Origin of the sequence: uncultured Paraglaciecola sp. (assembly GCF_913020055.1) — a bacterium.
GTDB lineage: Bacteria > Pseudomonadota > Gammaproteobacteria > Enterobacterales > Alteromonadaceae > Paraglaciecola.
The window spans coordinates 26,590-42,555 of sequence record NZ_CAJWCF010000015.1; the positions used below are offsets into that span (position 1 = coordinate 26,590).

Genomic DNA, 15,966 nt, shown 5'->3' on the forward strand with positions numbered 1-15,966 from the left:
GGGGGCATGGCTAGGTTATGCCCCTATTCAATGCTGTATATAGGTTAATCTTGTAACCCTAATTTTCTAAGTATCGTCATCATTGGACACCATTTTGTAAAACTTGACTGAATTAAATTTGCCGCAATAAATACAGTAAAAAACACCCAGTTAGGATGTACATAATATGTCAAGCCTAACGAGACCAAGATCATCACCCCAGCTACCAACCTTAAAGCTTGATTAACGTTCATTTTATACCTCACTTAACATTAGATAATTCTAATATTAGACAAATCTAATATAATGATTATAATATAGCAAGTGTAAATTATATCGGAGCTACTAAAATTGGATCTAGATCAAATAAAAGACAATGCTTCTGAGGCAGAATCATTTTTAAAGATGTTAGCCAATAAAAACAGGCTAATGATTTTATGTAGCTTAGTTGACAAAGAATGTTCGGTCACCGAGTTAAATCAATCTGTACCTCTTACTCAATCTGCATTGTCACAGCATTTAGCGTCTTTGAGAAAAGCTGGTTTGGTATCTACTAGGCGCCAAGCACAAACCATTTATTACTCGGTGACAGACGTCAGAGTCAAACAAATAGTAGAGAAAATGTATGAATTCTTTTGTGGTAATGAATAGTTGAACAATATGAAACAACATCCAATAGATAGACTCGTCGCCTACTCTTTAAAAGGAGGGTTTCCGCAATTTGTTTTTGTTATTGCTTTGCTCTTAGGCGCGATTGCATTGACATATACACCACGTGAGGAAGAGCCACAAATAGTCGTGCCTATGATTGATGTGTGGGTGGATGTACCTAATTTATCTGCTCGTCAGGTTGAACGACAAGTCACTGTTCCTCTGGAAAAGCTCATTAAGCAAGTACCGGGTATTGAGCATATATACTCTGCATCCCATGATGGAGGACTTAGCGTCACTCTGCGATTTGAGGTAGGCGAAGACAGAGAGCGGGCGTTACTCAATACCTACAATAAACTTCACTCCAATCAAGATAAGATCCCTGAAGTAGCTGCTAATTGGATTGTTAAACCCATTGAAGTAGACGACGTAGCGATATTGATGGTTGGGTTATATAGCACGTCACCTGATCTGTATTCTGATTATGAACTGCGTCGAATGGCACAAGAAGTGTCAACTGTTATTCAAAGTTTACCTAATACTAGCGAAGTTAATGTGGTTGGTGGCCGCTCTAGATCGATACAGGTCTTATTAGACTTACAAGCATTAGCCGCTCGCCAAACCAGCCTCACTAACGTTGTAAATGCGTTGGTGTTATCCAACCAACTTTCCAGACATGCTGAATTATCAATGGGGCAAAAGACCATAGTGATTGAGTCTGGAGATGTCATCCGTGATCTACAAGCCTTAAATAATGTTGTGGTCAACGTCATCAATGGAAAAATGGTAATGCTTAAAGACATTGCTGAAATTATAGATGGCCCATCTGAACCACAAAGTTATCAGTGGTTAGAGTTTGCAAGTGCAGCAAATAGTCCACTTCAAGACAAATACCCCATGGTTACGATTAGCGTTGCCAAACAAAAGGGGAGTAATGCCGTAACAGTTGCAGATGATGTTATGCAGAAGATGGAAGAGCTTCAAACACAATTATTACCTGCTGAGGTTCACTACGAATACCTTAGAAATTACGGTCAAACCGCGAATGAAAAAGTTAATAATCTAACCTCTAGTTTGGCTTTTGCAGTCTTTACCGTGGTCGTGTTTATTGGGGTGTTTTTAGGGTGGCGTCAAGCTATTGTAGTGGCCTTGGCAGTGCCTATTTGTTATGGACTAACCTTAATGTTGGACTTGGCTTTTGGCTACACCATTAACAGGGTCACGCTGTTTGCGTTAATTCTTTCACTTGGATTATTGGTAGATGATCCAATCACAGGAATTGATAATATCACCCGTTTTTTGGGTAATAAAAACGACAGCAAGAAAAATAATATTATTAATGCCATGTCAGAAATACGTCCGGCGCTAATTATGTCGACTATTACCATTATATTGGCTTTTGTGCCTTTGGCATTTATCACTGGCATGATGGGTCCCTATATGGCACCTATGGCGTTTAATGTGCCTGTAAGTGTAGTTATTTCAACCTTTGTAGCCTTTGCTATTACGCCTTGGTTAGCGGCTAAACTTTTAAAACCATCGACCACACCAGTAGCCGAAAAAACTAACGGCCTATATTCTCGTTTGTTGAATCCACTAATAGCTAAAAAACGCACTAGCAAATTGGGCCTTTGGATAGTGTTAGTTTTGTTCATTGTATCTTGTGCACTACCGTTAATGAGAAGTGTGCCACTTAAACTACTGCCGTTTGATAACAAAAATGAGATACAAGTATTAGTTGATATGCCAGAAGGTTCGTCACTCGAACAAACAGCAGCAAAAATTGAGGAGGTGATACAAAAGATTAAATTATTGCCAGAAATTAAGGCTATTGCCAGTTATATAGGCCAGCCATCACCCATAGATTTTAATGGGATGGTTCGCCAGCATTATCTACGTCAAGCTCCAAATTTAGCTGAGCTAAGAGTGACTTTATTGGATAAAACAGAAAGGGAGCATCAATCCCACAGTATTGTTTTGCGTCTTAGAAAATTGCTTGACCCCTTGCAACAAGAAAATTTGTCATTAAAAGTGATCGAAGTTCCACCCGGGCCACCCGTATTGAGTACCTTTGTCGCTGAGATTTATGCAGACCCTTTTGTTAGTCCTGAAATACATCAAGCTGCTGTACTTGGTCTAATGACTCGTCTTAAAACTGAAGCCCATGTTGTTGAAATTGATTCAAGTATCACCAGCGAGCAACTAATCTGGCGTTTTATTACTGATAAACAAAAAGCCGCGCTGTCAGGTATATCAACTGTTGATATAAATAATGCACTGGCGGTAGCTATAGATTCTAAGAGAGCAGGCACCTATCAGGTCGAAAGCGATGCATCGCCAGTACCAATTGAAGTAAAACTGGCTTTTAAAAACAGACAAGCACTGACCGATATCTTATCTTTACAGGTGTTAGGACAAAACGGTATTGCCCAACAAGATAATGGTCTTGGGTTAGAGTCATCGCCACAATCACTGGTAAGCCTTGCCGAATTGGGGGAGTGGCAACAAACCGCCGTTTCGCAACCTATATTACACAAGGATTTGCTGCCAGTGATTTACGTCACAGCAGAGTTATCTGGACGCACACCAGCAGAAGTGATTGCAGATCTTAACGCTGACCTTATCACACCAGAAAGTGATCAATCGAATGGTACTAATGATTGGGAAAATCGGACTTATTTACAATCTGGTGGCGGTGAACCATGGGCGTTACCCCAGGGCACGTTTTATTCATTTTCAGGTGAAGGGGAGTGGAAAATAACCATAGATGTGTTCAGGGATATGGGCATTGCTTTTGCGTTCGCATTAGTCGCCATATTTTTTCTTTTGAAAATACAAACATCTAGTTCAGCATTGGCATTAATAATTATGTCAGCCATACCACTAACTATCATTGGCATTATGCCAGGATTTTGGCTGCTGAATCAATTTGGCGAACGAACCGTAGCCGGTGCGCCTGACCCCATATTATTCACCGCAACCGCTATGATAGGCATGATTGCTTTGGCTGGCATAGTAGTCAGAAACTCACTAATTTTAGTCGAGTTCATCACTCTAGCCAGAGCCAAAGGCATGAATATCAAGCAAGCATTATTAGCCGCTGGAGAGGTACGTATGCGACCCGTTTTACTCACGGCAGGTACTACTATGTTAGGTAATTTAGTGATTACCTTAGATCCGGTTTTTAGTGGTCTAGCATTGGCAATTATCTTTGGCATCATCGCTTCAACGCTTTTTTCATTATTTGTAGTACCTATTGTGTATTACCTAGTGTTTGAAGATACCCCGCAAGAACAGTTAGAGGAACAAACGTTATGAGTATTAAGAAATGGGCAATCCCACTATTGGCTGTCGCTGGGTTATTAATTGTTGTTGCTTGGATGGCAGGCATGTTTACTAGTCAAGTTGCTCCAGGCTTATTAGAGCGCCCAGAGGACAAGGTATTATCTAGTTTTACGGTTAACCTCAGTACTAAACCAAAAGTAGAAACCATCCCTGCTGGTATTAAGGCCAGAGAAGCCACATTGGTATCGAGTCAAATTTTAGCGCGGATTGAACAAATACATATGAGAGCTGGGGATGTTGTAGCAAAAGGTCAGTTGCTGGTTACCCTGGAAAGTGCTGGACTAAAAGCGCAATTGGCGCAAGCCATGGCTTTGGAAGAAGCCTCTCAAGCTTCGCTAACAGAAGCTCAAGAAACTCTTGAAAGAACACAAACACTTAAACAGAAAGGTTTGGTTTCACAAAGTGTGCTTGATAATGCTATTGCTACTTTTCGGCGCTTTGGGTCGGAGGTTATGGCGGCTAAGCAGCGGAATCAAGCGGCACAAACTGCTCTTGAATATAGCACTATCACTTCTCCTTTTTCAGGGGTGGTAGTAGAGAGAGCCGCAGAGCCAGGTAACATGGCATCACCTGGGCAACTACTTTTGTCTTTGTATGATCCACTGACCCTACAAATTGAAGCGGACGTACGTGAATCATTGGCTACTCACCTAGAAATTGGTCGTAAAATAACGGTTCAAATTGATTCAATAGGTAAAAATATTGATGCCACAATAGTAGAGATTGTACCTGCCGCTGACCCTAATGCTCGTTCCTTTTTAGTCAAAGCAGGTATCGAATTTAATCCACATTTAAAACCAGGTATGTTTGCCAGAATGTTAATAGAAGATGGGACTAAGGAATTATTGTCTGTCCCTGAGGATTATGTAAAAAGTTACGGCCAACTGGATATGGTTTGGCTATTAAAAGACGGACATTTAAGCCGACGTTTTGTGCGATTAGGCAAAGCACAACTAAACCAAGTGGAAATTGTTTCAGGTCTTAACGCTGGTGACACTTTGGCTTTAAGCAACAATTAAATCAGAATTCAACTTTAAGGAATTTATTATGCTAAAAACACTTCAGCTGCTGTCACAGCAAGCAACCCAAAATGTACAACTTATTACTGCTAAAAAAGCAGCGCAAGACATAGATAAAAACAAGGGTTTACTGATAGACGTGCGAGAGCCTGCCGAACATAGCGCATCACCAGCTGTAGGCGCTATCAATATACCTAGGGGAGTATTGGAAATGAAAATGTTAGAAATCGAAAAAGACCCCGAACGCCCGATATATTTGCATTGTGCATCTTCGCTGCGTGCTGTTTTATCGGCTGAACAATTAGCTAGAATTGGCTTTACAAATGTTAGCGTTATCAGCTGTAAAATGGACGAAATACACAAGATGCATCAGTATTGTGATTAACGATTAAACATCACTTGGTATGCTGTTAGGCGTTACAAAATTTCGCCCTTATCGGCATACCACTTATTGATGCTTAGCCATATATCCTCGGCTGTTTCCGCATACCAGAACAGGTCTCGATCTTCAGCATCGATAACTCCTTCATCAATTAGAAAATCAATATTCATCGCTTTTTCCCAAAAAGATTGACCGACCAACACTACCGGCATGGGCGCAATTTTACGGGTTTGAATTAATGTTAAGGTCTCAAACACTTCGTCTAAGGTGCCATATCCCCCAGGAAAGGCCACTAAGGCTCTAGCCCTAAGCACAAAATGTAATTTACGTAGGGCAAAATAGTGAAATTGCACACAAAGTTCTGGTGTTACATATGGATTTGGGAATTGTTCGTTTGGCAGGGTTATATTCAGTCCGATGGTTTCAGCTTGTACTTCTGCAGCACCTCGATTAGCCGCTTCCATAATGCCTGGACCACCACCTGTCATCACCACCAAACGAGAGTCTTCTGGACCATTACCTGATATACCAACTATGCCTGCAAACTCACGCGCAACTTGATAATATTGACTTTTAATCAGAATACGTTTGGCAATGGCCAATTTTTTTAATAACCTTTTATCCTGCGGTTTTTGTTCAAGCTTTTTACTTAAACTATCTATTTTATTTTGTGCTGAAATTGGCTCGACTATTCGAGTACTGCCAAATACCACAATAGTGTGCTCAATCCCATGTTTATTGAATATCACTTGTGGTTTCAGGTAATCCAACTGCAACCTGATGCCTCTTGCGTTTGGGCCTTTTAAAAAATCAATATCCTCGATCGCTGGAACGTGACAGCTACTGTCCAATATCGCTTCGAGCTTGTTTGCAATGGTTGGATCTTCGCTAAGAGGTTTAGGCTTTTGCCAAGGCAATGCCTCTTTGCGTTTGAGTGGGTGTGCGGGTTTGGGAATTGACAATAGGCGCTTTTTTTTCGGCATATGGAGTGTTTTATGTAAAATGCTAATGGCCTTATCATAGCGCTTTGCTAAGTGCTAAATCCATGCTTATAAAGACAAATATACGATCTGTATCAAGATCTTGTAATTATAAAGCTTATACACTTTGTATAAATTTATAACTACAGAGCCTTAATATGGCAATAATTCGTAGGATTATTCTGGATGTTCTCAAGCCACATCAACCTAACGCTACTGAATTTGCTATGGTTTTGGCAGATTTAGGAAAGCAATATGAAGTTCATTTAGCTGTGATTGAAGTGGATGAAAATACTGAAACGGTGCAACTTGAAGTGAATGCCCCGTGTATCGACTTTGAACTAGTACAAGCAGCGATTATCGATATGGGAGCGTCGTTACATAGCATTGATGAAGTAGACGCTATTAGCCAGCAAGATTAATTGACTAGTTACATGAATATAAAAGGTTTAGTAGAGCTTACCCATTCTCAAGGCATTATTAGACGTTACTTTATCGTTAATGGCTTTGATGGCGCATTGACAATGTTAGGTCTGATATTAGGTTTTTTATTCAGCAGTCCTACTGAAATAGACAATATTATTAATGTTTGTATAGGAGCTGCAATCGCTTTATGCGTGAGTGGTATTAGTAGTGCCTATGTGAGCGAAAGCGCAGAACGTAAATACGTTCTTAATAAACTTGAACAATCTATGATCACCGATTTAAGTCAAACAACTCACGCTCATGCGGCACGCACAGTTCCTATCATAATTGCCTTAGTTAATGGACTTGCTCCATTTATAATTTCGTTGTTTATCTTGCTACCTCTATGGCTTTATAAAAGTGGTATGACGTTACCAATATCTCCACTTTTGATGTCTGTATTTATTGCTATGACTATCATCTTTTTACTTGGTGTGTTTCTGAGTCGCGTTTCAGGTATATCTTGGTGGCTAAGTGGTTTAAGAACACTTTTGGTAGGGATATTAACCGCAGTGCTGATTTTTGTATTTGTGGGGTATTAGAGTGGAGAAGCATTACTATCAGCTAGATATTAAAACTGCCTTAAGTAAGCTTGAAACTTCAGTTGAAGGCTTATCTAGCGAGCAGGCACTACTGCTTCTGCAGAAAAATGGTCCTAACGTTATTCCTTCCAAAAAAATGCAATCTATCTGGCAATTGTTTTTTAAACAGTTTGCTGATTTTATGATAATTGTATTGTTAATTGCTGCTTTTGTTTCGGGGCTGGTTGGCGAATTAATTGATAGTGTTGCGATAGTTATTATTTTGTTACTTAATTCAGTTTTTGGCACTGTTCAAGAGTTTAGAGCACAGCGATCCCTAGAGGCATTGCAAAAAATGGCATCTCCATCTGCGACCGTGTTGCGTGATGGGCAAGCCGTGACCTTGTCTGCAGATAAATTGGTGGTAGGTGATATTGTATTACTAGAAGCAGGTAATATCGTGCCTGCGGATATACGTTTGATTGATGTTGAAGAATTACAAGTGAACGAATCTTCAATTACTGGAGAATCACAAGCGGTTATCAAACAGAAAACAAAATTAAAAGACAATAATCTATTTATTGGAGACAGGACCAACAGCGTTTTTAAAGCTAGCATGATAACCAGTGGAAGAGCATCAGGGGTGGTATTTGCAACTGGCCTAAATACCGAAATAGGCCTAATTGCTAAGCTATTAAAGCAGGAAGACGACACAAAGACACCCTTACAGATAAGACTAGCTAAGTTTGGCCGCTTCCTTGCCTTCGCTATATTATTTATCTGTGTACTATTGTTTGTTGTTGGAGTACTTCAGGGCCAACCAATACTACTAATGTTTTTGACCTCAGTTAGTTTAGCCGTTGCGGCAATACCAGAAGCGTTACCTGCGGTAATTACGATTTCTCTTGCATTGGGGGCTCGCAAGTTACTAAAGCAACAGGCTTTAGTACGTAATTTACCAGCAGTCGAGACCTTGGGCTCCGTGACTTATATTTGTACCGACAAGACTGGCACTTTAACCCAAAATATAATGTCAGTTGAACAAGTACTAGTAGGACAACAACAGTCTAGCCAATTGTCCAAAGAATGTGTTCAGCTGGAGCAAACATTTGGCCAAGCTCTGGCAATAAGTAATGATGTAATACAAAAGGATGGCATACCTTTCGGTGACCCCACAGAGTTGGCTTTATTTGAATTTGCAAAGCAAAGTGGTTTTGACAAAGAACTGATAATAAAAGATATGCCTCGACAAGCCGCTATCACATTTGATAGTGAACGAAAGCTAATGACAACATTGCATGGTAATTTCTCTGAGGTCATAGCTTATGTCAAAGGCGCAACAGAAAAAGTGCTAGAAAATTGTGTGAAAACACAACAAGGCAACGAGCAAATAGATATAGACAAGAATCAGATTTTAGCTGAAGCGGAACGGCTAGCAAATGATGGTTATCGTGTATTGGCGCTGGCCAAACGTAACTTTGAGTCAATGCCTGAACACATAGATGCAGACACTATTGAGCAAAGGTTGTGCTTTTTAGGTTTGGTAGCGCTAACCGATCCACTTCGAACCGAAGTGCCCCAAGCTATGGCAGATTGTATATCTGCCGGCATTACCCCAGTTATTATAACTGGAGATCATAGAGGAACAGCCTTAGCAATTGCCAAACGTTTAAATATCGCAAATGGCGAACCCAAGATGTTAGATGGTGGGGAACTCGCACGTATACCTGAGCAAGAATTAATAAAAGAACTCAGTTCAGTACAACTTTTTTCTAGGGTGTCGCCATTACAAAAATTAACCATTGTTAAAGCGCTGCAAGAAAACAATCAGTTTGTAGCAATGACAGGGGATGGGGTAAATGATGCACCAGCATTACAGCGCGCAAATATAGGCATTGCAATGGGCCGAACAGGCACTGATGTTGCGCGTGGGGCGTCAGACATGGTGTTATTAGATGATGACTTTTCAACCATAGTCCGTTCAGTTAAAGCGGGGCGCAGAATATTCGATAACATTAGAAAATTCATAAAATATACAATGAGTTCAAATTCTGGGGAAATCTGGACCCTTTTTCTAGCCCCATTTTGTGGACTACCGATCCCTCTGTTACCAATACACATATTGTGGATAAACCTTGTGACTGATGGTTTGCCTGGATTGGCTTTAAGTGCTGAGCCTGCCGAGCGGGATATTATGCGCCGACCTCCACGCCCGGTAGGAGAGAGCTTTTTCACCCATGGTATGTGGCAGCATATTTTATGGGTTGGATTAGCGGTTGGGGGCATCTCAATTGCAATGTTAGCCTGGACCATTGAACGAAATGTCAACTATTGGCAAACCTCAGTTTTTACCGTTTTGGTTTTTTGTCAATTGTTTCATTCATTGGCTGTACGCAGTGAATCAGAGTCTATCTTTACAATAGGCTTAATCAGTAATAAACCCATGTTTTCTGCTATAGCTATGACTGTATTACTGCAATTAATGGTTGTTTATACCCCAGCCTTTAATCACATTCTGCATACCCAGCCCTTACCGCTAAATGAGTTATTTATTTGTATCGCGGTTTCTTCTGTTATTTTATGGGCTGTAGAAGGTGAAAAACTGCTAATAAGAAAAGGGATTTTGTACAACAACAGATAAACGCTTAAAAATAATTTATTCATTTTACAAAGCGACTTTGCGTTTCTAATTTTGATACAGATCAAAGCTGCTTTTCCTTGTTTGGTTAGCCTTCGTTATACGAGTTAGCAAATTGGGATCAGCATGGACTATGTAACGATTGAAAAAAAGCTAAGCAACCAAGATAAACCACCTAATATGCTTGGGTATCAACATAGTGTTAGCCATTTTGATTGGGAGCAGGCCAATAGTTTAATTAAGGGTTATAAAAACGGAATCAATATTGGTTATGAAGCCGTTGACCGTCATGTTGAAGAGGGGTACGGCGAGCAAACAGCATTAATTTTTCTTGGCAAAAACAATCAAAGACAACTTTACTCCTATCAACAGTTACAAAAAAGCAGCAATCGTTTTGCCAATTTATTAAAAAGCCTGCAAGTTCAGAAGGGGCACTTACTATGCAGTTTGACTGATAGAAGTCCAATCCTATATAGCGCTATTATTGGTTGTTTTAAATCTGGCGTGGTGTTCAGTCCTTTGTTTTCCGCTTTTGGACCGGAGCCGATAAAATCTAGAATGGAAATTGGCGGAGCTAGAGTATTACTCACAAGTGCACGGCTTTATCAAAAGAAAATAGCGCCTTGGCACCATGAATGTAAATCATTAAGACAGGTATTACTTTATGACTGCAAAGGTCAATGCCCTCCGGGCTGTATAGACTTAGACCAAGTATTAAGTCAACAAAGTGACAACTACCAAATAAACAAAACCACTGCTTTAGATACTGCACTGTTACATTTCACCAGTGGCACAACTGGTGAGCCTAAAGGCGTAGTGCATGTGCATGAAGCGGTTATTTATCATAAGTATTCAGGTTTTTGTGCGTTGGATATTCATCCTCAAGATATCTATTGGTGCACCGCCGACCCAGGATGGGTGACGGGTATTTCGTACGGGGTTATTTCACCACTTTGTAACCGAGCCACCCTTGTTATAGATAATGCTGAATTTGACCCTGTTCGTTGGTACAGCATTTTACAACAAGAAAAAGTCAATATTTGGTATACCGCTCCTACAGCAATCCGGATGTTAATGAAGTCGGGTAATGAAATGAGCCAGCAATATGATTTATCAGCGTTGCGATTATTGGCCAGTGTAGGAGAGCCACTTAATCCAGAAGCTGTAGTTTGGAGCCAGAAGTACCTTGGCAAACCCTTTCATGATAACTGGTGGCAGACTGAAACTGGAGGGATCATGCTAGCCAACTTCATTGGCGAAAATGTAAAACCGGGTTCTATGGGTAGACCATTACCCGGGATCAAAGCGGGTATTTTAAAAACAGATAAGCTAGGCAACATAGTAGAGGTAACAACACCTGGAGAGTCTGGTGAGCTAGCATTTAAGCAGGGCTGGCCTTCAATGTTCCGAGATTACCTGTTTCAAACTAAACGTTATCAGAGTTGTTTTAAGGATGATTGGTATCTAAGTGGAGATTTGGCGTATCAAGATGATGACGGGTATTTTTGGTTTATTGGACGCAATTCAGACTTAATCAAATCGGCCGGTCATTTAATTGGTCCGTTTGAGGTAGAAAGCGCATTAGTTGAGCACCCCGCGGTAGTCGAAGCTGCAGTGATTGGCATACCAGACTCAGTAGCTGGAGAAATTGTTAAAGCGTTTATATCTATAAAACCTGGTTTCGATCCGAATGATGCTTTGCTTAAAAGTGTCATGGCTCACGCCCGCAAGAAATTAGGGGCAACGTTAGCTCCAAGAGAAATTTGTATCAAAAAAAACCTACCCAAAACGAGAAGTGGAAAAATCATGCGCAGATTGTTGAAGGCTCGTGAACTTGGTTTACCTGAAGGTGATATTTCTACTTTAGAAAGTGACGAAAACGAGATTGTTAATTCTAACAATGAAACTTAGCCTAATTAAGAAATAAAACTATGAATACAGATAACAATAAAGTCCATATGGATATTGCACATCTGAAACTTTTGTTCAAAAAAATGCTGCGAATAAGGCGTTTCGAAGAAAAATGTGCAGAACTCTATACTCAAGAAAAAATCCGTGGTTTTTTACATCTCTATATAGGAGAAGAAGCTGTTGCTGTAGGTGTGATGCAAGCATTATCAACTAATGATGCAGTATTCGCCACATACCGAGAACATGGCCATGCTTTGGCTAGAGGTTTAAGTATGAATAAAGTCATGGCTGAAATGTTTGGAAAAGTAACTGGCAGCAGTCGCGGAAGAGGCGGCTCAATGCATATATTCGATGTAGAAAAACGATTTTATGGTGGAAATGCAATAGTAGCAGGCGCTTTACCATTAGCAGTTGGCCTAGCCTTAGCCAACAAGATGCAGAAAAAACAGGACGTTGTGGTGTGCTTTTTTGGTGAAGGTGCTGTTGCAGAAGGGGAGTTTCACGAGAGTCTAAATTTGGCTCAATTATGGCAACTACCAATCCTATTTGTGTGTGAAAACAATGGTTACGCAATGGGTACTGCACTGGCCATTTCAGAATCAGAGCAACATATCTTCCGCAAAGCGCAAAGCTATGGTTTAAAAGCCCAAGCGGTAGATGGAATGAATGTAGTCGAAGTCGAATCCGCGGCAACCCAATATTGTATAAGTATTAAAAACGGAGATGGCCCCTGTTTATTGGAATGTAATACCTATCGTTTTCGAGGGCATTCAATGTTTGATACCCAGCTTTATAGAGAGTCTGAAGAAATAGAAGAATGGAAAAGTAAGGGCCCAATTATAAAGTTGCGCCGCTGGCTGGAAGCCAATGGAAAGTTGGATCCTGCTGAATTAAAGACTATTGAAGATCAAGTGGAAGATGAAATCAACCAATCCGTCGAGTTTGCTCAGAGCAGTGAAGTTGAAAATGTATCTGACCTATGTTTTGGGGTTTATGCGGAGTCAAAAAATTGAACGATCAAAGTATAACTTACAGAGAAGCTTTAAAAACGGCTATATCAGAAGCAATGCGTAGCGATGAACGAGTGTTTCTTATGGGTGAAGATGTGGGTAACTACGGCGGTTGTTATGCCGTATCCAAGGGGTTATCAGATGAGTTTGGGGCTGATCGTGTCATAGACACCCCCTTGTCCGAATCTGGCTTTGTTGGCGCTGGAATAGGTGCTGCAATGGGCGGAATGCGGCCAATAGTCGAAGTTATGACTGTTAATTTTAGCCTGTTAGCACTCGATCAAATTGTGAATAATGCCGCAACATTAAGACATATGTCTGGCAATCAAATTGGCATACCTTTAGTTATCCGCATGGCTACTGGAGCAGGCAAACAATTAGCTGCCCAGCATTCCCATAGTCTGGAAAATTGGTACGCACATGTTCCCGGCATTAAAGTGCTTGTACCAAGTACTGTCGCCGATGCTCGGTACATGCTTGCAATGGCACTAGCCGATCCAGATCCAGTCATACTGTTCGAACATGTCATGTTATACAACGAGTCGGCTGCTATTCCAGCGCCTAAAGACTGCCCAGACATGCACCAAGCTGTAGTCAGAAAATCCGGTAATGATATTAGCCTAATCACATACGGCGGCTCACTTTCTAAAACATTAGAGGCGGCCAAAGAATTAGACAGTCATGGAATAAGCGCAGAGGTGATTGATTTAAGATGTTTAAGACCATTAGATACTCATACCTTGTATCAATCGGTTGAAAAAACCCATCGCGTATTAGTGGTTGACGAAGGTTGGCGTACCGGAAGTTTGGCAGCTGAAATATGTGCATTAATAGCAGAAGACTGTTTTTGGTCACTGGATGCGCCACCAAGTAGAATTTGCAGTAAGGAAGTCCCAATTCCTTATCCGCAACATTTAGAACGTGCGGCAACACCGCAAGTTGCTCAAGTGGTAGAGGCTGCTATGAAGTTATTGAATCGGGAAGTTCCCGCATGAAGATACTCACTATGCCATCTTTTGGCGCAGATATGGCAAAAGGCAGTATTGTAAAGTGGAATGTGAAACCAGGAGATCACGTATCCAAAGGCGATATCGTTGCTAGTATTGAAACCATGAAAGGCCTGATTGATATGGAGGTTTATGATGAGGGAACAATTACCAAATTAGTCGCTGTGGAAGGCGAAGAGTTAGAAATTGGTCGTCCTATCGCTGAGCTTCAGTTAACCAACGAAGAATCTTCAAACAATAAGCCTGAGCAAATACCCACAGATGCAGCGTTACCAAGCGTAGAAACTATTACAACACAAGTGGTTAACTTGTCTGGTAAACAAGATAAAGAAGATAAAAAGACTCCGAACATCTCTAACATACCAGACCACAGCGAGCTTAAGCCAAAACCCCAAATACCCAAAATATCGCCAGCAGCACGTTTTAGGGCTAAAGAATTAGGTATTGATTGGAGGCAACTTGCCCAAGGTAATGGACCTAATGGAGCGTTACAGCTAAACGATATTAATGCTGTTTATGAAATGCATCCAGAACCGCAAGAAAGTCCCAGTGATTTGATGCGTCAAGCAATTGCCAGCACAGTGAGTCGGTCGAAGCGAGACATTCCCCATTATTATCTTCAATTGGATATGCTGCTAGATAACGCGGTACGTTGGTTAAGGGAACACAATGCAGATTTACCTCCGAATAAACGTATATTGATCAATGCAGTGATTTATTCGGCAATTGCTCGAGCGTTAACTTCGTTTCCAGCGTTTAACGGTTTTTATCGTGATGGCCACTATGAGTCATCTGACTCAGTGCATTTAGGCAATGCTATTAGTTTACGACAAGGAGGTTTAATGGTTGCTGCTATACATGATGCACAACATTTAGGATTAATAGAGATGATGGAAAAAATCACAGACCAAGTAAACCGAGCCAGAAAAGGTGGTCTTCGCATGTCAGAAATGCAAGAAGCAACTGTGACTGTATCTAATCTAGGAGACAGAGGTTCAGACAGTATACAAAGCATAATCCTTCCCCCTCAGGTCGCTATATTTGGCATTGGCAGGCAGCGTACTGTGCCTTGGATAGTGGACAACACTGTGAGTTGTGCATCGATAGTCAGTATGAGTCTTGCAGCAGATCACCGGGTCAGTGATGGTCATTTAGGGGCAAGATTACTCAATAAAATTAATAAATATTTGCAAAAACCCGAGACATTAATATGAACAATAATGAAACACTGAAAGCGCTAGTGAGTAAACTTATACTAGATATTGCACCTGAGGCAGAAATGCATAATCTAGATCCCAACGAAGACTTAAGGGAAGAGCTAGATTTAGACTCAATGGATTTTATGAATTTACTCGATTCTATCGCAAAAGAAACGGGGGTGAATGTGCCGGAGAGTGATTATTCTTTGGTGAATTCTTTACAATCCTTAACTGACTATATTGATAAACGACTTTAGGTCCATAAGGGTAATAATCTGTTGTTTGATTTAAATCAATAATGGCCCCAAGAATTAAAACTAGACTTATTTTAAGCTTCATTGATGGAATATCACTATGAATGTCGGAGATATTTGTTCAAAAAATATAGTATCTGTTTCACCACTCGATTCAGTGGCAGACGTCGCTAGAGTCATGCGTGAACAACATGTTGCTTCAGTCGTTGTAGTTGATAATAAGTATGGCGAAATTAGGCCTCAAGGGGTAATTACAGAACGTGATTTGGTGATTGAGGTGTTGGCAGCAAAAATAGACCCTACCTCTGTTAGGGCGGAAGATATTCTAACCAGTGAATTGATTTGCGTAACTGAAACACACAATGTAGCTGAAGCACTTAAATATTTGCGTTTTTACGCTGTAAGACGAGCCCCAGTTGTAAACGTAAATGGGATTCTTGTTGGCTTATTTTGCATAGAAGATTCGTTGGCATCATTGTTAGAAGAATACACTGGTTTGGTCAAATTGCTTAGTCATGCACTGGTGAATGAAAAGCATTAAATACTGTGATTAAGTAATAGAGATACTGTTCCTATCTAAATACAGTCTGAATAGTAAAACTATT

General features: G+C 40.6%; 15 protein-coding genes. 13 read left to right on the plus strand and 2 right to left on the minus strand.

Going from position 1 to position 15,966, the window contains the following annotated elements:
- Positions 1 to 44: 44 nt before the first annotated feature.
- The gene (locus QZ488_RS05040; protein ID WP_293746713.1) at positions 45 to 233 is read right to left on the minus strand and encodes a DUF2892 domain-containing protein; all 189 of its coding nucleotides are present in this window, start codon (positions 231 to 233) and stop codon (positions 45 to 47) included.
- Positions 234 to 330: 97 nt separating this feature from the next.
- Between QZ488_RS05040 and QZ488_RS05045 the strand changes: the two genes are divergently transcribed.
- The 4 genes from QZ488_RS05045 to QZ488_RS05060 are packed head-to-tail and all read left to right on the plus strand — an operon-like array spanning position 331 to position 5,379.
- Entirely contained in the window at positions 331 to 630 is a 300-nt protein-coding gene (locus QZ488_RS05045; protein ID WP_293746714.1) for a metalloregulator ArsR/SmtB family transcription factor, read from the plus strand.
- Between the two features lie 9 nt (positions 631 to 639).
- Positions 640 to 3,948 (plus strand): efflux RND transporter permease subunit, encoded by a 3,309-nt coding sequence (locus QZ488_RS05050; protein WP_293746715.1) that lies wholly within the window; start codon positions 640 to 642, stop codon positions 3,946 to 3,948.
- Positions 3,945 to 4,994, plus strand: a complete 1,050-nt coding sequence (locus tag QZ488_RS05055; protein WP_293746716.1) for an efflux RND transporter periplasmic adaptor subunit — start codon at positions 3,945 to 3,947, stop codon at positions 4,992 to 4,994. The genes QZ488_RS05050 and QZ488_RS05055 overlap by 4 nt, the downstream gene beginning before the upstream one ends.
- Positions 4,995 to 5,022: 28 nt before the next feature.
- The gene (locus QZ488_RS05060; protein WP_293746717.1) at positions 5,023 to 5,379 is read left to right on the plus strand and encodes a rhodanese-like domain-containing protein; all 357 of its coding nucleotides are present in this window, start codon (positions 5,023 to 5,025) and stop codon (positions 5,377 to 5,379) included.
- 32 nt (positions 5,380 to 5,411) lie between these two features.
- Here QZ488_RS05060 and QZ488_RS05065 read toward each other — a convergent pair whose 3' ends face one another.
- Positions 5,412 to 6,338: an LOG family protein gene (locus QZ488_RS05065; RefSeq protein ID WP_293746718.1), complete on the minus strand. Its 927-nt coding sequence runs from the start codon at positions 6,336 to 6,338 to the stop codon at positions 5,412 to 5,414.
- Positions 6,339 to 6,514: 176 nt separating this feature from the next.
- On the opposite strand from QZ488_RS05065, the gene QZ488_RS05070 reads away from it, so the two are divergent.
- The 9 genes from QZ488_RS05070 to QZ488_RS05110 all read left to right on the plus strand — a co-directional run bounded on the left by QZ488_RS05070 (position 6,515) and on the right by QZ488_RS05110 (position 15,902).
- Positions 6,515 to 6,778, plus strand: coding sequence for a DUF211 domain-containing protein (locus tag QZ488_RS05070; protein ID WP_293746719.1), 264 nt, complete (start codon positions 6,515 to 6,517; stop codon positions 6,776 to 6,778).
- A 12-nt stretch (positions 6,779 to 6,790) separates the two neighbouring features.
- Positions 6,791 to 7,363, plus strand: a complete 573-nt coding sequence (locus QZ488_RS05075; protein ID WP_293746720.1) for a VIT1/CCC1 transporter family protein — start codon at positions 6,791 to 6,793, stop codon at positions 7,361 to 7,363.
- A 1-nt stretch (position 7,364) separates the two neighbouring features.
- On the plus strand, positions 7,365 to 9,983 hold the full coding sequence (locus QZ488_RS05080) for a calcium-translocating P-type ATPase, PMCA-type (protein ID WP_293746721.1): 2,619 nt from the start codon (positions 7,365 to 7,367) through the stop codon (positions 9,981 to 9,983).
- Positions 9,984 to 10,106: 123 nt separating this feature from the next.
- Positions 10,107 to 11,891, plus strand: coding sequence for an acetate--CoA ligase (acsA, locus tag QZ488_RS05085; RefSeq protein WP_293746722.1), 1,785 nt, complete (start codon positions 10,107 to 10,109; stop codon positions 11,889 to 11,891).
- A gap of 20 nt (positions 11,892 to 11,911) precedes the next feature.
- Positions 11,912 to 12,904 (plus strand): pyruvate dehydrogenase (acetyl-transferring) E1 component subunit alpha, encoded by a 993-nt coding sequence (pdhA, locus tag QZ488_RS05090; RefSeq protein WP_293746723.1) that lies wholly within the window; start codon positions 11,912 to 11,914, stop codon positions 12,902 to 12,904.
- The gene (locus QZ488_RS05095) at positions 12,901 to 13,896 is read left to right on the plus strand and encodes an alpha-ketoacid dehydrogenase subunit beta (protein WP_293746724.1); all 996 of its coding nucleotides are present in this window, start codon (positions 12,901 to 12,903) and stop codon (positions 13,894 to 13,896) included. The genes pdhA and QZ488_RS05095 overlap by 4 nt, the downstream gene beginning before the upstream one ends.
- Positions 13,893 to 15,122 carry a dihydrolipoamide acetyltransferase family protein gene (locus QZ488_RS05100; RefSeq protein WP_293746725.1) on the plus strand — a complete coding sequence of 410 codons (1,230 nt, stop codon included), beginning with the start codon at positions 13,893 to 13,895 and terminating at the stop codon, positions 15,120 to 15,122. The genes QZ488_RS05095 and QZ488_RS05100 overlap by 4 nt, the downstream gene beginning before the upstream one ends.
- Positions 15,119 to 15,364 carry an acyl carrier protein gene (locus QZ488_RS05105; RefSeq protein WP_293746726.1) on the plus strand — a complete coding sequence of 82 codons (246 nt, stop codon included), beginning with the start codon at positions 15,119 to 15,121 and terminating at the stop codon, positions 15,362 to 15,364. Before QZ488_RS05100 ends, QZ488_RS05105 begins: the two co-directional genes overlap by 4 nt.
- A 97-nt stretch (positions 15,365 to 15,461) precedes the next feature.
- Positions 15,462 to 15,902, plus strand: a complete 441-nt coding sequence (locus QZ488_RS05110) for a CBS domain-containing protein (RefSeq protein ID WP_293746727.1) — start codon at positions 15,462 to 15,464, stop codon at positions 15,900 to 15,902.
- Positions 15,903 to 15,966: the final 64 nt, after the last annotated feature.